The organism is Nocardia sp. NPDC051833, from assembly GCF_040681225.1.
GTDB lineage: Bacteria > Actinomycetota > Actinomycetes > Mycobacteriales > Mycobacteriaceae > Nocardia.
This window is the reverse complement of sequence record NZ_JBFAYK010000003.1, coordinates 645,146-662,701: the sequence shown is the minus strand read 5'-3', so window position 1 is coordinate 662,701 and position 17,556 is coordinate 645,146. Positions and strand designations below refer to the sequence as shown.

Below are 17,556 nucleotides of genomic sequence, written 5' to 3'. Positions count from 1 at the left end.
TCCCCGTGCCCGCGCTCATCTGGCGATTTCCACCACGCCGAGCCGCTGAACGGTTGCCGGACACGCCGCACCACATGCGTATCGAACGCGACGGCGTCGACGTTTCCGATCCGGCGACACGTTTGCCGAGCCGGCCCGGCGGGTAACCGTCTCGCGGCGGCGTCTCGCCGCGCTCGCGACACCTCGGAACCCCAGCTAACATCGCCACCACTACCGGCGGAATGTGGGGGAAGTGTGAGCGAGACGGGGACGGCGGCGACGGGTGAGTCCCGCTCGGCGGGTGCGTCGATGTCCGGCGTCGACCTCGCCGGGCACGCCCGCCAGCTGATCCGGGTGCTGCCGATCGCCCTGGTGATCGCGGTGCTGGTCGGCGCGGGCGTCTGGCTGGTGCGCGATCGCAGCGACCGGACCTACGAGGCGAGCCTGACCGCGCAGATCTCCCAGCAGTCGATCGGCGCGGTGTTCAACGAACTCACCCAGCCCTACATCGTGCTGGTCACCGAGAGCCGGGTGCTCTCGGACGTGGTGAAGAACGGGCTCGCCCCCTCCGAAGACGATCTGCGGCCCCGGGTCTCGGCCATGACCGGGCCCGCCCCGTCGCTGCTGATCATCAAGGCGCAGGCGGGCACGCCCGAGCAGGCCGCCAAACTCGTCCTCGCGGTGCAGCAGTCGCTGGACCGGGTCGGTTCCCAGATGCGCACCGAGGCGATAGCCCGCTCGGCGGCCGACCTGGAGGATCACCGCCGGGCCGTCGAGGACACCTTCTCCAAGCGGCTCGTCGACGATCCGCTGCGCCCGGAGCTGAGCTTCGACGCCAGGGACGTCGCCCGCGAGATCGAGTTCCGCCAGGTGCTCGGCATGGCCCGGCTGACCGTGATCAGCAACCCGCGCACGGAACTGGTCGCCCCGCACCCGGTGCAGGAGGGCCTGTTCGCCGCGCTGGCGACGTTGATCATCGCCGCCGAGGGCCTGGTCCTCGCGCGGGGTGTGCTCGAACGGCGCGCCGGCCGCAAGCGCCCCACCGCCGAGCCGGAACCCGCCGCCGCGACCGCCGATACGCCCGCGCCGGCGAGTGCCTCCGCGGCCGTGTCCGCCCGTGCCGATGCGGTCGCCTCGGCGACGGCACCCGGCGCGTACGACCCCGAGACCACGGTCCTGCCCCGGCAGTGGCCGCCGCGGGCCGCGCCGGTGAAGACCGCGAGCAAGAACGCGACGCCCAGCTCGTAGGCAGGCAACCGCTCGGACCCGGTCGCCGAGGACCCGCACGAGCCGAGAGGAATGCTGATGCGCAGCTTCGAACACAGCACGGCCGTCCAGGCCCGGCTGCACGAGCTGGTTCCCGGCGGCGCGCACACCTACGCGCGCGGCAGCGACCAGTACCCCGAGGGCATGGCACCGGTGCTGGTGCGCGGCAAGGGAGCTCGGGTCTGGGATGTCGACGGCAACGAGTTCGTGGAGTACGGCATGGGCCTGCGCTCGGTCACGCTCGGCCACGGCTACGAGCCGGTGTGCACGGCCGCCGCACTCGCCGCCGCCGACGGCCTGAGCTTCTCCCGGCCGACCGAGCTGGAACTGCTCGCCGCCGAGGACTTCTTGTCGCTGGTCCCCGGCGCCGACATGGTCAAGTTCGCCAAGAACGGCTCCGACGCCACCACCGCCGCGGTCCGCCTCGCCAGGGCGGTGACCGGCCGGACCCGGATCGCCGTCTGCGATCAGCCGTTCTTCTCCGTCGACGACTGGTTCATCGGCACCACCGACATGGCGGGTGGTATCCCCGCCGTCGACACGGTGAAATTCCCGTACAACGACCTCGACGCGCTGGCGGCCACGCTGGCCGCCTGCGACGTGGCCGCGGTGTTCCTCGAGGCGGCGACCGCACTGGCCGAGCCGCTGCCCGGATACCTGGAAAGCGTTCGCGCACTGTGTGATCGGTACGGCACGCTGCTGGCGTTCGACGAGATGATCACCGGCTTCCGCTGGGCGGCGGGTGGCGCGCAGGCCGTCTACGGCGTCACGCCGGATCTGTCGTGCTGGGGCAAGGCGATGGGCAACGGGTTCCCCATCTCCGCGCTCGCGGGCAAGCGCGAGTACATGGAGCGCGGCGGCCTGCGTACCGACCAGGACCGGGTGTTCCTGCTCTCGACCACGCACGGCCCGGAGACCTCGGCGCTGGCCGCGTTCCGCGCGGTCGTGCACGCCTACCGCACCGAGGACCCGATCGCCCGGATGGAGCGGGCCGGTCGCGACCTGGCCGACGGCGTGAACGAGGCCGCCGCCGCGCTCGGCCTCGCCGACCACCTCCAGGTCCTGGGCCGCCCGTCCTGCCTGATCTTCCGCACCCTCGACGCGGAAGGTGTTCCATCCCAAGCCTTTCGGACCCTGTTCCTCCAGGAACTCCTCGAGCGCGGCGTGCTCGGCCAGTCCTTCGTCGTCTCCGCCGCCCACGACGCCGACGCGGTGCGCGCCACCATCGCCGCCTGCGCCGAGGCGGCCGTGATCTATCGCCGCGCGATCGAGCACGGCACCGTCGACGGCCTGCTGCGCGGCAGACCCGTCGCCCCCGCGCTGCGCCGCACCGCGGCTCCCCGACAGATCGAAGCGAGCACCTCCCGATGACCCGTGTCGCCCTCGTGCACGAACGTTTCACCGAGTTCGGCGGATCCGAGGCGGTGGTCGGCGAATTCGTCGAAACCTGGCCGGACGCGCAGGTTTTCGCACCGATCGTCGCGCCCGGCGGCGTCCGCGCACCGGTCGGCGCGGTCCACGACAGCTGGCTCAGCCGGGCCCACTCCCTGACCGGCGGCAGGCACGCTCCCCTGCTGCCGCTGGTGCCGCGGGTGCTGCGCCGCCTGCCGCTGCGCGACCACGACGTGGTGGTGATCAGCCATCACGCCTTCGCCACCCAGGCCGCCCTCGCCACCGCCGCACCCGTGGTCGCCTACGTGCACAGCCCGGCCCGCTGGGCCTGGGATCGCGAATTCCGCGCCCAGGAGGCGGGAGGGCGCGCCGGTCAGCTCGCCCTCGCCGCCCTGGGCACCCTGGCCCGGCGCGGGGAACTGCGCGCCGCGCCCCGGCTCACCCACGTCGTCGCCAATTCGCACGCGGTCGCGCAGCGGGTCACCGACTGGTGGGGCCTGCCCGCCTCGGTGGTCAACCCGCCGGTCCAGGTCGCGCGGTTCACTCCCGACCCGGCCGTCGCCCGCGAGGACTTCTACCTGTGCGCGGGCCGCCTGGTGCCCTACAAGCGCGCCGACCTGGCCATTCGCGCCGCGCAGCGGGCCGGGGTGCGCCTGGTCGTGCTCGGCGATGGCCGCTTCCGCGCCCAGCTCGAGGCGATCGCGGGCCCGGAGACGACCTTCCTCGGCGCCACCTCCGCCGAGCAGTTGCAGGACATGTACCGGCGCTGCCGGGCGCTGCTCATGCCGGGCATCGAGGACTTCGGCATCGTCCCCGTCGAGGCGATGGCGTGCGGGGCGCCCGTGCTCGCCGTCGGGTCGGGCGGCGCGCTCGATACGGTGCGCCCGGGGGTCAGCGGCGAGTACGTGCCCGCCGGTGCCGACGACGAGGTCGTCGCGGCGCTGGCCGAGCTGATGGGCGAGTTCGATTCGGCCGCCTACGATCCGGCGAAGATCCGCGATCACGCGCTCACCTTCGCCCCCGAGGTGTTCCGCGCGCGGATGCGCGGCGTCGTCGACGACGTCCTCGCCGGACGGTAGCGACAAGTTGTCCGAAACTTTCAGTTACTGAAATCAGCTGTCACACACATCGTTTGACCTGCGACGATCGGTGACAATTCCCACACGGTGACCGGGCGCCACGAGCTTGCCCGGCTAGGTTACCGACGAGTACGGTTAGGGCCTGCCGGGACGACGATGTGCCCGGTTTCTCTCCAGCCACCTGCTGCTGGATATCCGCACATCTGATGCCCGCATCCACCGCCGCATGCCGGATCACTGTTGCACGACACCGTGTTTCGAGAATTTCAGGAGGGGCGATGGTTTCCTACATCGTGACGGGCGGTACCGGGTTTCTCGGTCGGCGAGTGGTGCGGGGGCTGCTCGCCGCCGATCCCACGGCGATCGTGCACGTGCTGGTGCGTGCCGAGTCGCTGGCCAAGTTCACCGCGCTGACCGCGCAGCATCCCGACGGTGATCGGGTGTTCGCGCTGGTCGGCGACCTGACCGCCGAGGGCCTCGGCCTGGGCGACGAGCCGCCGCGCGCCGACCACGTGCTGCATCTGGGCGCGGTCTACGACATGACCGCCGACGAGGAGACCGCGCACGCGGCCAATGTCGCGGGCACCCGCTCGGTGATCGAGCTGGCGCGCCGGCTCGACGCCGTGCTGCACCACGTGTCCTCGGTGGCCGTGGCGGGCGATCACCGCGGCAAGTTCTTCGAGGAGGACTTCGACCTCGGCCAGAATCTGACCTCGCCGTACCACCGCACCAAGTTCGCCGCCGAGAAGCTGGTCCGCGAGGCCACCGATCTGCGCTGGCGGGTGTACCGCCCGGCCATCGTGGTCGGCGATTCGCGCACCGGTGAGATGGACAAGATCGACGGCCCGTACTACTTCTTCGCCGCGATCGACGCGCTGTCCGCGCTGCCCGCCGATCTGCCGCTGCCGCTGCCCGACCTGGGCGCGACCAACGTGGTCCCGGTCGACTACGTCGCTGAGGCGATGGTCCGGCTGGCGCGCAAGGACGGGCTCGACGGCCGCACGTTCCACCTGGTCAACCCGGAACCGCAGCCCTTCGGCGAGATCTACCGCGCCCTGGCCGGCGCCGCGGGCGGCCCGGTGGGAATCGGCACCGTCCCGGGCAGTGCCCGCGCGCTGGCCGGTCTCGGTCATGTGCCCGGCGCCCATGCCGTGCGCGACTTCCTGTTCGAGCAGGCGGGCATTCCCGCCGAGGTCGCCCCGCACGTCGGGTTCACCGCCGAGTTCGTCGCCGAGTCGACCCGGGCGCAGCTGCCCGGGCTGACGGTGCCCGCCTTCGACACCTACGCCCAGCGGCTGTGGGACTACTGGCGCGCCAACCTCGACCCGCAGCGCGGGCGGGTCCCGGCCGACGCCGATCGGCTCGCGGGCCGGATCGTGCTGATCACCGGCGCGTCCTCGGGCATCGGGCTGGCCACCGCGCACGCGGTCGCCCAGCGCGGCGCCACCGTGCTCATGGTGGCGCGCGGCGTCGAAGACCTCACCGCCGCAGCGGAATCCGTGCGGGCCGACGGCGGCACCGCGTTCGCCTACCCGTGCGACATCACCGACGCCGCGGCCGTCGACAGCCTGGTGCAGCAGCTGCTGAGCGAGCACGGCCATGTGGATTACCTGATCAACAACGCGGGCCGGTCGATCCGTCGCTCGGTGGCCAACTCGGTGGACCGCATGCACGACTTCGAGCGGACCATGGCGGTGAACTACTTCGGCGCCGTGCGGCTGATCCTGGCGCTGCTGCCGTCGATGCGCGAGCGGCACTTCGGCCACATCGTCAACATCTCCTCGATCGCGGTGCAGACCAAGGTTCCCCGCTTCGCCGCCTATGCCGCCAGCAAGTCGGCGCTGGACAACTTCAGCGATATCGCCGCCGTCGAGAACCGCGGCGACGGTGTCACTTTCACGTCCATCCGGATGCCGCTGGTGCGGACCCCGATGATCGCGCCCACCGATCTCTACCGGGCCCTGCCGCTGCCCGATCCCGAGCGGGCCGCCCGGATCGTGGTGCGTGCCATGCTGGAACGGCCCGACCGGATCGACACCCCGGTCGGCACCTTCTCGCAGGCCGTGGAGATGTTCCTGCCCTCGCTCAAGCGGACCATCATGCACACCGGTTTCCGCCTGTTCGGCGAATCCACTGCCGCCCAGGGCAAGCCGGTGCTCGCCGAGCCCGCGCCCGAGCCCGCCGAACCGGCCGAGCCCAGCCGCAACGCGCTCACCGTCCTGGCGCCGGTGCTCACCCCGCTGATGGTGATGCCGAGCCCGGCCGCCCGGGTGAGCCGGATGCTGCCCGGCGTGCACTGGTAGGCACCATGTGACGACACCGGGCCGCTGCCGAGATCACCTCGGGAGCGGCCCGGTGCGTGGTGGCGGCCGGTGTCCGATCAGTGCGCGGCGACCGGCTCCGCCGACTGCCACGGCTCCCCCGCCGCGATCAGCGGACGGATCGCCCGCAGCTCGCGGGGCCTGCGCAGCGCGACGGCTCCCACCGGCCGTCGATCACGCAGGGCCACGGCGAGGAAGTCCTTGCCGTCGAGGTCGCCGTCGACGATCAGCTCGTCGTGCGGATGCAACCATCCGGCGAACTGCATCGAGACCCCGTGCTGATCGGTCCAGCCCCACGGGACCTCCGCGGGCGTGGCCGGATGACCGAGGATCGACAGCGCGGCGGCCGCACCGGCGGTCATCGCGGAGTTCCAGTGCTGGCCGCGTTCGAATTCGCCACGCAGCGGATGGAATCCGGTGGTGGCGTCGCCCGCGGCGAACACCCCCGCCGCCGAGGTGCGGTAGTGCTGGTCGATGACGATGCCGTCGTTGACGGCGATCCCGGCGGCCTCGGCCAGTGCCGTCTCCGGGACCGAGCCGACGGCGACGAGCGCGGCGGCGGCCGACCAGGTGCGCCCGTCGGCGGCGGTGGCGGTGACGCCGTCACCGGCGTCGACCAGCTGGGTGGTGAGCACGTCGTTCACCACCACGACACCGTGTTCCTCGTGGGTCCGCCGCATCAGGTCCGACACCACCGCCGGGACCACCCGGTCCATCAGCGCGGGACCGGCATTGAGCAGGGTCACCCGGGCGCCCAGGCCTCGGACGGTGGCGGCGACCTCGCAGCCGATCAGCCCACCACCGATGATCAGCAGCGAGCCGCCCGCGGTGATCGCCGCCTGGAGCGCGGCGATGTCGGCGCGGGTGCGCAGCGTGTGCACCCGGGTCGACGCGGTGTCGATCGCCCGCGCGCGGGCGCCGGTAGCCAGCAGCAGGCTGTCGTAGCCGAGCACCTCGCCGGTGCCCAGTCGCACGGTCGCACGGTCGGTGTCGACGGACTCGACGCCGAACGCGGGACGCAGATCGATCCGGTTGTCGACCCAGAACTTCACCGGCTCGAGCACCGTGCGATCGAACGAGCCGGTGCCCGCCAGCAGTTCCTTCGATACCGCGGGCCTGCGATAGGGCAGGTCGGGCTCGTCGCCGACCAGGACGATCTCCCCCGCGTAGCCCTCGCGCCGCAGCGTCTTGGCCGCGGTGGCACCGGCGATGCCGGTGCCGACGATGACGATCCGCCCGCTCATCCGCGACTCACCTCGAGCATCTCGAAGTCGGCCTTGGCGGCGCCGCAGTCCGGGCACGACCAGTCATCGGGGATGTCGTCCCAGCGGGTGCCCGGCTCGATGCCGTCCTCGGGCCAGCCCAGCGCCTCGTCGTATTCGAAACCGCATTGCACGCAACGGAACAGCTTGTAGTCGCTCATCGCGACACCTCCTCGCTCGGGGCGAAGTCGAGCTTCTCGCGGACCCCGCAGTCCGGGCAGCACCAGTCGTCGGGGATGGCCGACCAGGCGGTGCCCGCCGGGAAACCCTCGCGGGGCGCGCCGGCGCTCTCGTCGTAGCGGTAGTCGCAGACCGGACAGGTGTAGGCAGCCATCAGCGCGCTCCGTACTTCGCCAGGACCTTGTCCCGCTTGGCGGGCTGGATGTTCACCCGGGTGATGTCACCGTCGTAGTGCGCGAGCACCCGCGGGTCCATCACCTTGCGCCACAGCGGCGTCAGGTAGGCCAGGCCGATCAGGCTGGCGTAGCCGCTGGGCAGCTCGGGCGCGCCGTCCATGTGCCGCAGCGTCTGGTAGCGCCGGGTCGGGTTGGCGTGGTGATCGCTGTGCCGCTGCAGGTGGTACAGGAAGATGTTGGTGACGATGTGGTCGGAGTTCCAGCTGTGCTCGGGGGTGCAGCGCTCGTAGCGGCCCGAGGCGGTCTTCTGCCGGAGCAGGCCGTAGTGCTCGAGGTAGTTCACCGTCTCCAGCAGCGAGAAGCCGTACACGGCCTGGATCAGCAGGAACGGCAGGATCACCGGGCCGAACACCGCGACCAGCGCCACCCACAGCACCACCGTCATCAGCCAGGCGTTGAGCACGTCGTTGTGGATGCTGAACGGGCTCTTGCCGAGTCGTTCGAGGCGGGTGCGCTCGAGCTCCCAGGCCGAGCGCAGGCTACCCCACACGCTGCGTGGCAGGAAGGTCCAGAACGACTCACCGAAGCGGGCGCTGGCCGGGTCCTCCGGGGTGGACACCCGCACGTGGTGACCACGATTGTGCTCGATGTAGAAGTGGCCGTACCCGGTCTGCGCGAGGGTGATCTTCGACAGCCAGCGCTCCAGCTCGTCCTTCTTGTGCCCGAGCTCGTGCGCGGTATTGATGCCGATGCCACCCATCGCGCCGATGGTGAAGGCCAAGCCGATCTTGGATACCAGGCCGAGACCACCCTCGACGCCGAGCCAGGACAGGTTCTGCGCCGACCACAGGTAGCAGGCGAACACCAGGCTGACCAGCTGCAGCGGGATGTAGGCGTAGGTGCAGTACCGGTAGTACTTGTCGTTCTCCAGCCGCTCCATCATCTCCTCCGGCGGGTTCTTCCCGTCGGGGCCGAAGAAGCGATCCAGGATCGGCAGCAGCACGTAGACCAGCAGCGGCCCGAGCCACCACCAGACCGGCGCGACCGCGGTCCAGCCCAGCTGGTTGAACGTCCACACGAAGCCGACGGCCAGCAGTGTCGCGCTGGGCGCGATCAGGCCGAACAGCCAGAGGTAACGCTTGGGGTCACGCCAGTGCAGGACCGCCGTCGACCCTTCGTGGTCGTCGATACGAGATGTCGTCATTGTCATTCTCCTGATCGCCGAGACACAGGCTCGGTTGTTGCCGTCTTCGTTTACAACATAGCGCAATGTGTTCTCAGTGAATACACTGTTGGAGTATTTGTCAATGAACGAGCAGATTCGATAGCACATGTACGATGATCGAGTGGCCGAATCGCCGAACTTCCACGCCGAGATGCGTCTGCTGTTGCGTGACCGCATGCTCGATGCCGCCCGCACCATGGTCGTCACCGAAGGGTGGGGCGCGGTCAACATGTCGCGCGTGGCCAAGGAGGTCGGCATCAGCAGGCCGGTCCTGTACAAGGAGATCGGCACCAAGCAGGCGCTGGCCGACGCGCTGATCGAGCGCGAACTGGGCGTCTATCTGGCCGGCATCGCCGAGACACTGGCCGACCATCCGACCGACCCCATCGCGGGCATGACCGCCGCCGCGGACTACGCGCTGCGCAACGCCGGGGACAACACCCTGATCAAGGCCGTGCTCGCGGCGCGGACCGACGGTGACACCGCCCTGCTGCCCGCGCTGATGAGCGACCCCGAGCCGGTCCTCGGCCGCGCGGTCGCCACGCTCACCGGGACCGTCCGCCAGCACTACCGGCTCGACGAACTCTCCGACGACGAGCTGACCTCGTTCGTCGAGATCATGGTCCGGCTGACGTTGAGTCATCTGTTCCAGCCGACCGGCAGCGTCGACCGCGCGGTGGCGCAGATCGGCGCCGTCCTGGCCGGGGTACTGCCCGTCGCCTGACGACGACGGGCAGCGGGCCTCACAGCCGCGCGTTCACCTGACCGGTGGCGTTCGCGAAGGCCCAGCTGTAGGCGCCGTGCGCCGTGGGGAACACCCCGCCCGCGCACACGGGATCGCCCGCGGTGCAATAGTTCGCGGTGCGATCGGCGTACAACGGTGCGACCGTGCCGCCGACGAGCCGCAGCGGGTCACCGAACAGCAGCACCGCCACCACCCGCGAGGACACCTCCGGGGGCAGCACCCACATCCCGGGCAGGATCATCATGGCCGGCGAACCGAGCACACCGTGCGCGACCGCCGCGCCCTGCGAGTAACCGACGAGCACGAACCGCTGATCGGGGCAGGCCGCAGCCTGGGCGAGCACGTGCGTCGTCATCGCCCGGGTGCCGTCGCTGACCGAGGAGGGCACCAGCAGATCCGCGGGGTATTCGACCCGGTGGGCGGTGGTGTCGACCGGTAGCTGCGCACTCAGCACCGCGTAGAGCGGATCGCCGACCACGGCGCCGAGATAGCCGGGTTCCTGTGTGCCACGGGCGACTACGACGTCGAGCGTGGCGCAACTCTGCGCGAACGCCGTCAGTCCCGGTGACATCGCTGTCCCGATCCCCGCGGCCAGTAGCAACACCGACAGCACTCGGGCTGTCCGTCGTGCGACGTTACGAATTACCTTCCGATTGGTCATGGCACCCACCCACTCACGCCGTTGTGAGAAATAGAGATGAGCGATCACCGTCCACCACAACGGTATTCGGTGCGCTCAGGGGTGGGATACCCGCTGACCTGCATCGACTCGATCCGAAGTCGGCATCTCTTGCGCCACGGTCGGGTCTCGGATCATCCTGCGGCACAGGGCCGCAGGCGAATCAGTGCTTCTTCGGCTTTTTCTTCTTCTTGGGCTTGTCGTGGTCGGGCTCCCATTCGTAGCCGGGGACGCCGCGCTCGCAGTAGGAGTTCTCGACGAGGACATCGCCCTGGTCACGCTCGCACCACCGCTCCGACCGCGAGCAGGAGGTGGCGCCGAGACCGGCGAGCACCGTGAACACCAGCAGCGCGGCACCGGTACGGGTTCGGACTTTCATGGATTCCCAGACCTCTCTCGAACGAAACGCCGCTGGTCAGGGCATTTTCCAATACTTACCCCCGGCCACCGACGCACCAATGCTACGTTCCGTGGATGTCGAGCACAGTGTCAGAGCCCACCGACGACTTCACCCCCGACGCGATCGTCGTCGGCGCAGGCCTCGCCGGCCTGGTCGCCACGCACGAGCTGGTCCTGGCCGGCCGCAAGGTCCTGGTCGTCGAGCAGGAGAACCGCGCCAACCTCGGTGGCCAGGCATTCTGGTCGCTGGGCGGGTTGTTCTTCGTCGACAGCCCCGAGCAGCGCAGGCTCGGTATCAAGGATTCCTATGAACTGGCGCTGCAGGATTGGCTCGGCTCGGCCGGTTTCGACCGCGAGGACGAGGACCGGATGGCGCGGCAGTGGGCGCAGGCCTACGTCCGGTTCGCCACCGACGAGAAGCGGGATTACCTGCACGCCTTGGGTCTTCGGGTCACCCCGCTGGTCGGCTGGGCCGAGCGGGGCGGCGGGCTGGCCGACGGGCACGGCAACTCGGTCCCCCGGTTCCATCTGACCTGGGGCACCGGCCCCGAGGTGCTGCGGGTCTTCCTCGAGCCCGTGCTCGCCGGTGAGGCCCGCGGTTTGGTGCGCTTCGCGTTCCGGCACCGGGTCGACGAGCTGATCGTCGCCGACGGCGCCGTCACCGGGATCACGGGCAGCGTGCTCGCCCCGAGCGACACCGAACGCGGAGTGGCCTCGAACCGGGACACGGTGGGCGAGTTCACCTTCCATGCACCGGCGGTGCTGGTGAGTTCGGGCGGCATCGGGCACGCGCACGAGCTGATCCGCCGCAACTGGCCCACCGACCGGCTCGGCCCCTGCCCGGAGACACTGATCTCCGGGGTGCCCGCCTACGTCGACGGCCGGATGCTCGGCATCTCCGAGCAGGCGGGCGCCGCGCTGGTGAACCGGGACCGGATGTGGCACTACACCGAGGGCATCAACAACTGGGACCCGGTCTGGCCCGATCACGCGATCCGGATCATTCCCGGCCCGTCGTCGATGTGGTTCGACGCCGACGGAATCCGCATGCCCGCACCGTGTTTCCCCGGTTTCGACACCAACGAGACCATGCGCCGGATCCTGGCGACCGGCCACGACTACTCCTGGTTCGTGCTCGATCAGACGATCATCGAGAAGGAGTTCGCGCTCTCGGGCTCGGAGCAGAATCCCGACATCACCGGCAAGGACCTCAAGCTCACCCTGCGCAGCCGGGTCGCCAAGGGCGCGCCGGGGCCGGTGGAGGCGTTCAAGCAGCACGGCGTGGACTTCGTGGTCGCGAACTCGCTGACCGAGCTCGTCGACGGGATGAACGCGATCGCCCGCGGACCGAAGCTGGACGCTGCCGTGCTGGAACGCCAGATCGTCGCCAGGGATCGCGAGGTCACCAATCCGTACACCAAGGACGCGCAGGTGTCCGCGATCAACAACGCGCGCAAGTACTTCGGTGACAAGGCGGGGCGCGTGGTCAAGCCGCACCGGATTCTCGATCCGGCGCACGGCCCGCTCATCGCGGTGCGGCTGAACACCCTGACCCGCAAGACGCTGGGCGGCTTGCAGACCGATCTGGACTCCCGGGTGCTGCGTCCGGACGGCGAGGTGTTCCCCGGGCTGTTCGCCGCCGGTGAGGTCGCCGGTTTCGGCGGTGGCGGCGTGCACGGCTACAACGCGCTCGAGGGCACATTCCTCGGCGGGTGCATCTTCTCCGGCCGCGCGGCGGGCCGCGCGATGGCGCGGGGCTGAGATCCGGTCAGAGGGGGCGGCCGTGCCGGGGTCCCAGGGCACGCGCCGCTTCCTTGGCCACCTCGGCCAGCGCGCGGGCGAGCCGCGCGGTGTCGAGGGCGCTGCGGTCGCCCTGCACCGTGCCCGACAACGAGATCGCGGCCAGTGCGACACCGCGGCCGCGGATCGGCACCGCGACGCAGCCGACACCGGGCAGCGATTCCTCGGAGTCGACGGCCACGCCCTGCCGGTTGCGGATGCGGGCCAGTTCCCGGTGCAGTTCGGCGCGATCGATGATGGTCCTGGCGGTGCGCGGCGTGGTGACCCCGCGCAGCGAGGCCTCCGCGATGCCCGGTTCGAGCGTGGCCAGCAGCGCCTTGCCGACCGCCGTACAGTGCGCGGGCAACCGCCCGCCGACGCGGGTGGGGATGGCGACCTGGCTGCGGCCGCCCGCCCGGTCCAGGAACAGCACCTCACGCCCGTCCAGCACGGCGAGATGCCCGATCAGGCCGGTGCGCTGGCTCAGGTCGTAGAGCAGCGGGCCGACGACCTCGCGCAGCTCGTTGTGCTCGGCGGCCAGCCCACCCAGTTCCAGCACGCGCAGCCCGAGCCGGTAGCCGCCGGGGGTGTGCGCGAGCCAGCGCAGCCGGATCATCTGGTCGAGGATGCGGTGCACCGTGGAGCGCGGTAGTCCGGTGCGCTCGGCCAGGCCGAGCAGCGTGAGCGTGGGGGTGGTCGCGTCGAACGCGTCGAGGATCAGCGTCATCCGCTCGATCATCGACGTCGGCGGCGCACCGGCGGCCCGGCCCGATCCGGTCCACAGGTCCTCCGGCGCCGGCTCGGTCACGATCTCGACCGTCATTGATCCAACCTCCACAGTGTGTAGCGGATACAGACTAGAGCCGTCCGTGTCGCTTACGCACCATTTCGCTGTACCGAGCGGTTCATCGGGGTCTCGGCCCGCGGTCAGCCGGAGTGGGGCGAGCGGGTGGCGGCCAGGGTCGCGGCGATCTCGGCGACCGCGCGGGCGGCCGCGGACTCCGGGGCCGTGTGGGTGAACGGGGCGCCGTCGTCACCCGCCGCGCACACACCGGGGTCGAACGGGATCCGGCCGAGCACGGGACAGTAGGTGTCGAGGAGTCCGCTCAGCGCCCGGCTGACGGCGGTGGCACCGCCCGCGCCGAACAGGGTGTGCCTGGTGCCGTCGGGGGTGTCGTACCAGGACATGTTCTCGATGATGCCCGCGACCCGCTGCCCGGTCTTGGCAGCGACGGCCCCCGCCCGCTCGGCGATCCGGGCCGCGGTGCGCTGGGGCGTGGTGACGACCAGGAGTTGCGCGGCGGGCAGCAGCTGGGCGAGGGAGATCGCGATGTCACCGGTGCCGGGCGGCATATCGATCAGCAGGACGTCGAGCTCGCCCCAGTCGACGTCGTGCACCAACTGCCGCAGCGCGTGATGCAGCATCGGGCCCCGCCACACGATCGGGGCGTTGTCCTCGGCGAACATCCCGACCGAGAGCACCCGGATACCGAAGACGGTGGGTGGCACCATCCTTCGCTCCACCAGCGTCGGTCCGGTGGTGATGCCGAGCATCGCCGGGATGGAGTGCCCGTGCACATCGGCGTCCATGAGGCCGACGCGCAGGCCGCGCCCGGCGAGGGCTACCGCCAGATTCACCGTGACACTGGACTTTCCGACGCCGCCCTTCCCGGAGACGACGCAGTACACCGTTGTCGGGGAGTCCGGGGCGGTGAGGGCGGTGCTGCCCGTTCCCGCGGTCGGAGAATGGAGCAAGCGCATGGGTGTGCCCTTCATCGGCCGAGACTGGCGCGCAGCATCTCCGCGCGTTCGACGACTTTGACCCGCTCCCGACCCTCGGGCACGCCCAGCGCGCGTTCGTGCGCGTCGAGGCGGTACCAGCCGGTCCACGTGGTGAACGGAATGCCCGCGCCGGTGAGGAATTCGAGTACGGCGCCGGGATCAGGACGGGCGGGTCGAGCCAGGGCGGGCCGGTCGTCGAGCAGGCAGGCGACGGTCTCGTTGGCGTCGCCCTTGGTGTGGCCGATGAGGCCGACCGGGCCGCGCTTGATCCAGCCGGTCACGTACACACCGGGCAGCGGCCCGTCGTCGGCGAGCACCCGGCCCGCCGCGTGGGGGACGGTGCCGGTGGCCTCGTCGAACGGGATGTCGGCCACCGCGCCGGAGCGATAGCCGACGGCGCGGTAGACGGCCTGCACGTCCCACTGCTTGAACTCGCCGGTGCCCTTGACGTTGCCGGTGCCGTCGAGCTGGGTGCGCTCGGTCTCGAGACCGACGACCTTGCCGTCTTCGCCGATGACCTCGGCCGGGGACTCGAAGAAGTGCAGGAACAGCTTGTGCGGGCGGTTGCCCTGATCGCGGATCGCCCACTGCTCGAGGGTGTTGGCGACCATGTCGACCTGCTTGGAGTTGCGGCGCGCGGCCTCGGAGCCCTCGTCGTAGTCGATGTCCTCGGGGTCGACGATGACCTCGATCGTCGGCGAGTGGTCGAGTTCGCGCAGCTCGAGCGGGGTGAACTTGGCCTGGGCGGGACCACGACGGCCGAAGACGTGGACCTCGACGGCCTTGTTGGCCTTCAGGCCCTTGTAGACGTTCGGCGGGATCTCCGTCGGCAGCAGCTCGTCACCGGTCTTGGCCAGCACGCGGGCCACGTCGAGGGCGACGTTGCCGACACCGAGCACGGCGACCTTCTCCGCCTCCAGCGGCCACGAGCGCGGCACGTCGGGGTGCCCGTCGTACCAGGACACGAAGTCGGCGGCACCGTAGGAGCCGTCGAGGTCGATACCGGGGATGGGCAGGGCGCGGTCGGCGTTGGCGCCGGTGGAGAAGATGACCGCGTCGTAGAACTGACGCAGGTCGTCGAGGGTGATGTCGGTGCCGTAGTCGATGTTGCCGAGCAGGCGCACCTGGTCCTTGTCGAGGACCTTGTGCAGGGCGGTGATGATGCCCTTGATGCGCGGGTGGTCGGGGGCGACGCCGTAGCGGATCAGGCCGAAGGGCGCGGGCATGCGCTCGTAGAGGTCGATGCTGACGTCGGCATCGGACTTCATCAATGCGTCGGCGGCGTAGATACCGGCCGGTCCCGCCCCGATGATCGCCACGCGCAATGGATGACGCGCGGCCGTCATTTCCGGTACTCCGCGACGAAGGGCGTGTCCACGCCGAGATCACCCACCGCGGCGGCGCTGCCCGGCGATCCGAGCGCGGCGTCGCGACCGGGCAGCGGCAGGTCGAAGAAGGCGGCATTCGCCGCGACGAAGCCCTCCTGTCCCGCCGGGACGTCCTCGGCGAGCGAGATCGCCTCGACCGGGCAGACCGGCTCGCACGCACCGCAGTCCACGCACTCGGTGGGATGGATGTAGGCCATCCGGTCACCGGTGTAGATGCAGTCGACCGGGCATTCCTCCACACAGGCGCGGTCGAGCACGTCCACGCAGGCGGCTCCGACGACGAAGCTCATGGCTGTAGTTCCTTCTCGTTCGGCTCGCCGAGCGCGGCGAGGATTTCGTAACGCAGACGGGCGAATTCGGGCTCGAATCGGGCGCCCGGCGCGCGGGGCGCGTCGATCTCGATCACCCGCTGGATGCGGGCCGGGCGCGGGGTGAGCAGCACGATGCGGTCGGCCAGCAGCAGCGCCTCGTCGACGTCATGGGTGACGAACAGGACCGTGGTCCGCCGCTGCTGCCACACCGAGATGAGCAGGCGCTGCATATCGGCGCGGGTCTGCGCGTCCAGCGCGCCGAACGGTTCGTCCATCAGCAGCACCCGCGGTCGGGCCGCCAGCGTCCGCGCCAATTGCACCCGCTGGCGCATGCCGCCCGACAGCGCGCCGGGCAGATGATCGCCGAAGTCGGTGAGCCCCACCAGATTCAGCAGCTCCTGCGCCTCGGCGCGGCGGTCCCGGCGGGCGACGCCGCGCAGCTTCAACGCGAACTCGACATTGCGCCGGGCGGTGCGCCACGGCAGCAGCGCGTCCTCCTGGAACACCATCGAGCAGTGCTGCGCCGCGGGCCCGCCGTCGACCGAGACCGTGCCGCCGACCGGTGGCAGCAGGCCGGCCATCGCGCGCAGCACCGTGGATTTGCCGCAGCCCGAGGGACCGAGCAGAACGACGATCTGTCCGGCATCGATGTCGAGATCCACTTCGGCCGCGAGACTCGCACCATAGGCGATGCGCAGACCGGCCAGCCGCACCGCGGCGCCGGCGCTCATCGCTGTGCCCTCGGCAGCCACCGGTTCACCCGGCGCCCCGCCAGTTCCACCAGCCAGGCGGTGAACCAGCCGAGCAGCCCGATGGTGAGCATGCCGACGATCACGCCGGGATAGTCCAGCAGGCCGTAGGACTGCCAGGTGAAATAACCGATCCCGAACTGCCCCGAGATCATCTCGGCGCTGATCACGCAGATCCAGGCCACGCCCATCGCGACGGACAGGCCGGAGAAGATGCCGGGCAGCGCGCCGGGCAGCGCGATCTGGAAGAGGATGTCGCGCCGGCGCGCGCCGAGGGTGTGCGCCGCCTCCTCCCACACCCGGGGCAGCGCGTGCATGGCGTGGATGGTGCTCACCGCCACCGGGAAGAAGGCGGCGAAGAAGGTGATGAACACGATGCCCTGCTCGCCGGTCGGGAACAGCAGGATCGCCAGCGGCACCAGCGCGATCGCGGGGATCGGGCGGAAGACCTCGAGCACCGGCCGGATCAGGGCGCTGACGACGGCCGAGCGGCCGACCGCCATCCCGATCAGGACACCGGACACCGTCGCCAGGCCGAAGCCGACCAGGATGCGCCGGGTGCTGGAGACGATGTCGCGGTAGTAGCTCGCCGCGCCCAGCTGGGTGCGGAACGACTCGAAGACCGCGGCGGGCGTGGGGATCTTGTCGAAGCGCAGCCACAGCACCACCTGATAGGTGGTGAGCAGATGCCACGCGAGCAGCAGCGCCAGCAGCGGGACGGCGGTCAGGACGGTCCTGCGCGCCCGGCGCGGAATCGTGAAGCGGGTGGGTGACTGCGCGCGAAGCGCGGCCGGATCGGGTGCCGCGACCGGAGCGGCGAGGGGTTCTGCGGAAACGGTCATGG

Annotated in this window: 18 protein-coding genes; 6 read left to right on the top strand and 12 right to left on the bottom strand. The window is 70.6% G+C overall.

Features of this window, described 5'->3' with window-relative positions; translation table 11 throughout:
* Positions 1 to 234 precede the first annotated feature (234 nt).
* The 4 genes from AB0L91_RS27695 (at position 235) to AB0L91_RS27680 (ending at position 6,019) form a co-directional block, all read left to right on the top strand.
* On the top strand, positions 235 to 1,227 hold the full coding sequence (locus tag AB0L91_RS27695) for a hypothetical protein (RefSeq protein WP_365015047.1): 993 nt from the start codon (positions 235 to 237) through the stop codon (positions 1,225 to 1,227).
* A 57-nt stretch (positions 1,228 to 1,284) separates the two neighbouring features.
* The gene (locus tag AB0L91_RS27690) at positions 1,285 to 2,616 is read left to right on the top strand and encodes a glutamate-1-semialdehyde 2,1-aminomutase (RefSeq protein ID WP_365015044.1); all 1,332 of its coding nucleotides are present in this window, start codon (positions 1,285 to 1,287) and stop codon (positions 2,614 to 2,616) included.
* Entirely contained in the window at positions 2,613 to 3,716 is a 1,104-nt protein-coding gene (locus AB0L91_RS27685) for a glycosyltransferase (protein WP_365015042.1), read from the top strand. The genes AB0L91_RS27690 and AB0L91_RS27685 overlap by 4 nt, the downstream gene beginning before the upstream one ends.
* 278 nt (positions 3,717 to 3,994) lie before the next feature.
* Positions 3,995 to 6,019: an SDR family oxidoreductase gene (locus AB0L91_RS27680; protein ID WP_365015040.1), complete on the top strand. Its 2,025-nt coding sequence runs from the start codon at positions 3,995 to 3,997 to the stop codon at positions 6,017 to 6,019.
* 77 nt (positions 6,020 to 6,096) lie between these two features.
* Here the strand turns inward: AB0L91_RS27680 and AB0L91_RS27675 are convergent, their stop codons facing one another.
* Genes AB0L91_RS27675 through AB0L91_RS27660 form a run of 4 tightly spaced genes read right to left on the bottom strand, consistent with a single transcriptional unit; the run spans position 6,097 to position 8,859 of the window.
* On the bottom strand, positions 6,097 to 7,281 hold the full coding sequence (locus AB0L91_RS27675; protein WP_365015037.1) for an FAD-dependent oxidoreductase: 1,185 nt from the start codon (positions 7,279 to 7,281) through the stop codon (positions 6,097 to 6,099).
* A complete protein-coding gene (locus AB0L91_RS27670; protein ID WP_019046747.1) occupies positions 7,278 to 7,460 on the bottom strand; it encodes a rubredoxin in 183 nt (60 codons plus the stop codon). Before AB0L91_RS27670 ends, AB0L91_RS27675 begins: the two co-directional genes overlap by 4 nt.
* The gene (locus AB0L91_RS27665) at positions 7,457 to 7,633 is read right to left on the bottom strand and encodes a rubredoxin (RefSeq protein WP_355284827.1); all 177 of its coding nucleotides are present in this window, start codon (positions 7,631 to 7,633) and stop codon (positions 7,457 to 7,459) included. Before AB0L91_RS27665 ends, AB0L91_RS27670 begins: the two co-directional genes overlap by 4 nt.
* Positions 7,633 to 8,859, bottom strand: coding sequence for an alkane 1-monooxygenase (locus AB0L91_RS27660; protein WP_365015032.1), 1,227 nt, complete (start codon positions 8,857 to 8,859; stop codon positions 7,633 to 7,635). The genes AB0L91_RS27665 and AB0L91_RS27660 overlap by 1 nt, the downstream gene beginning before the upstream one ends.
* A gap of 142 nt (positions 8,860 to 9,001) precedes the next feature.
* Between AB0L91_RS27660 and AB0L91_RS27655 the strand changes: the two genes are divergently transcribed.
* A complete protein-coding gene (locus AB0L91_RS27655; RefSeq protein WP_365015029.1) occupies positions 9,002 to 9,604 on the top strand; it encodes a TetR family transcriptional regulator in 603 nt (200 codons plus the stop codon).
* 19 nt (positions 9,605 to 9,623) lie between these two features.
* Here AB0L91_RS27655 and AB0L91_RS27650 read toward each other — a convergent pair whose 3' ends face one another.
* On the bottom strand, positions 9,624 to 10,196 hold the full coding sequence (locus AB0L91_RS27650; RefSeq protein WP_355284819.1) for a cutinase family protein: 573 nt from the start codon (positions 10,194 to 10,196) through the stop codon (positions 9,624 to 9,626).
* Positions 10,197 to 10,467: 271 nt separating this feature from the next.
* Positions 10,468 to 10,683, bottom strand: coding sequence for a hypothetical protein (locus tag AB0L91_RS27645; protein ID WP_218716198.1), 216 nt, complete (start codon positions 10,681 to 10,683; stop codon positions 10,468 to 10,470).
* 95 nt (positions 10,684 to 10,778) lie between these two features.
* Here AB0L91_RS27645 and AB0L91_RS27640 point away from each other — a divergent pair, with 95 nt between their 5' ends.
* Positions 10,779 to 12,464, top strand: coding sequence for an FAD-binding dehydrogenase (locus tag AB0L91_RS27640; RefSeq protein ID WP_365015025.1), 1,686 nt, complete (start codon positions 10,779 to 10,781; stop codon positions 12,462 to 12,464).
* A 7-nt stretch (positions 12,465 to 12,471) separates the two neighbouring features.
* Here the strand turns inward: AB0L91_RS27640 and AB0L91_RS27635 are convergent, their stop codons facing one another.
* The 6 genes from AB0L91_RS27635 to AB0L91_RS27610 all read right to left on the bottom strand — a co-directional run bounded on the left by AB0L91_RS27635 (position 12,472) and on the right by AB0L91_RS27610 (position 17,554).
* Complete coding sequence (locus AB0L91_RS27635) at positions 12,472 to 13,305, bottom strand: IclR family transcriptional regulator (protein WP_355284814.1); 834 nt, start codon at positions 13,303 to 13,305, stop codon at positions 12,472 to 12,474.
* 104 nt (positions 13,306 to 13,409) lie between these two features.
* Complete coding sequence (locus AB0L91_RS27630; protein WP_365015022.1) at positions 13,410 to 14,258, bottom strand: Mrp/NBP35 family ATP-binding protein; 849 nt, start codon at positions 14,256 to 14,258, stop codon at positions 13,410 to 13,412.
* A complete protein-coding gene (locus tag AB0L91_RS27625; protein ID WP_365015020.1) occupies positions 14,255 to 15,610 on the bottom strand; it encodes an FAD-dependent oxidoreductase in 1,356 nt (451 codons plus the stop codon). The genes AB0L91_RS27630 and AB0L91_RS27625 overlap by 4 nt, the downstream gene beginning before the upstream one ends.
* Positions 15,607 to 15,942: a ferredoxin gene (gene fdxA / locus AB0L91_RS27620; protein ID WP_355282112.1), complete on the bottom strand. Its 336-nt coding sequence runs from the start codon at positions 15,940 to 15,942 to the stop codon at positions 15,607 to 15,609. The genes AB0L91_RS27625 and fdxA overlap by 4 nt, the downstream gene beginning before the upstream one ends.
* Positions 15,939 to 16,694, bottom strand: a complete 756-nt coding sequence (locus AB0L91_RS27615) for an ABC transporter ATP-binding protein (protein ID WP_365015017.1) — start codon at positions 16,692 to 16,694, stop codon at positions 15,939 to 15,941. The genes fdxA and AB0L91_RS27615 overlap by 4 nt, the downstream gene beginning before the upstream one ends.
* Positions 16,691 to 17,554, bottom strand: coding sequence for an ABC transporter permease (locus tag AB0L91_RS27610; protein WP_365015015.1), 864 nt, complete (start codon positions 17,552 to 17,554; stop codon positions 16,691 to 16,693). Before AB0L91_RS27610 ends, AB0L91_RS27615 begins: the two co-directional genes overlap by 4 nt.
* Between the last annotated feature and the right edge of the window lie 2 nt (positions 17,555 to 17,556).

Excerpts from the sequence above, each read along its gene's own strand:
- AB0L91_RS27660 (WP_365015032.1), bottom strand. The coding sequence starts at position 8,859 with ATGACGACATCTCGTATCGACGACCACGAAGGGTCGACGGCGGTCCTG.
- AB0L91_RS27615 (WP_365015017.1), bottom strand. The coding sequence starts at position 16,694 with ATGAGCGCCGGCGCCGCGGTGCGGCTGGCCGGTCTGCGCATCGCCTAT.
- AB0L91_RS27675 (WP_365015037.1), bottom strand. The coding sequence starts at position 7,281 with ATGAGCGGGCGGATCGTCATCGTCGGCACCGGCATCGCCGGTGCCACC.
- AB0L91_RS27645 (WP_218716198.1), bottom strand. The coding sequence starts at position 10,683 with ATGAAAGTCCGAACCCGTACCGGTGCCGCGCTGCTGGTGTTCACGGTG.
- AB0L91_RS27680 (WP_365015040.1), top strand. The coding sequence starts at position 3,995 with ATGGTTTCCTACATCGTGACGGGCGGTACCGGGTTTCTCGGTCGGCGA.
- AB0L91_RS27685 (WP_365015042.1), top strand. The coding sequence starts at position 2,613 with ATGACCCGTGTCGCCCTCGTGCACGAACGTTTCACCGAGTTCGGCGGA.
- AB0L91_RS27640 (WP_365015025.1), top strand. The coding sequence starts at position 10,779 with ATGTCGAGCACAGTGTCAGAGCCCACCGACGACTTCACCCCCGACGCG.
- AB0L91_RS27635 (WP_355284814.1), bottom strand. The coding sequence starts at position 13,305 with ATGACGGTCGAGATCGTGACCGAGCCGGCGCCGGAGGACCTGTGGACC.
- AB0L91_RS27650 (WP_355284819.1), bottom strand. The coding sequence starts at position 10,196 with ATGTCACCGGGACTGACGGCGTTCGCGCAGAGTTGCGCCACGCTCGAC.
- AB0L91_RS27625 (WP_365015020.1), bottom strand. The coding sequence starts at position 15,610 with ATGACGGCCGCGCGTCATCCATTGCGCGTGGCGATCATCGGGGCGGGA.
- AB0L91_RS27670 (WP_019046747.1), bottom strand. The coding sequence starts at position 7,460 with ATGAGCGACTACAAGCTGTTCCGTTGCGTGCAATGCGGTTTCGAATAC.
- fdxA (WP_355282112.1), bottom strand. The coding sequence starts at position 15,942 with ATGAGCTTCGTCGTCGGAGCCGCCTGCGTGGACGTGCTCGACCGCGCC.
- AB0L91_RS27665 (WP_355284827.1), bottom strand. The coding sequence starts at position 7,633 with ATGGCTGCCTACACCTGTCCGGTCTGCGACTACCGCTACGACGAGAGC.
- AB0L91_RS27690 (WP_365015044.1), top strand. The coding sequence starts at position 1,285 with ATGCGCAGCTTCGAACACAGCACGGCCGTCCAGGCCCGGCTGCACGAG.
- AB0L91_RS27610 (WP_365015015.1), bottom strand. The coding sequence starts at position 17,554 with ATGACCGTTTCCGCAGAACCCCTCGCCGCTCCGGTCGCGGCACCCGAT.
- AB0L91_RS27630 (WP_365015022.1), bottom strand. The coding sequence starts at position 14,258 with ATGAAGGGCACACCCATGCGCTTGCTCCATTCTCCGACCGCGGGAACG.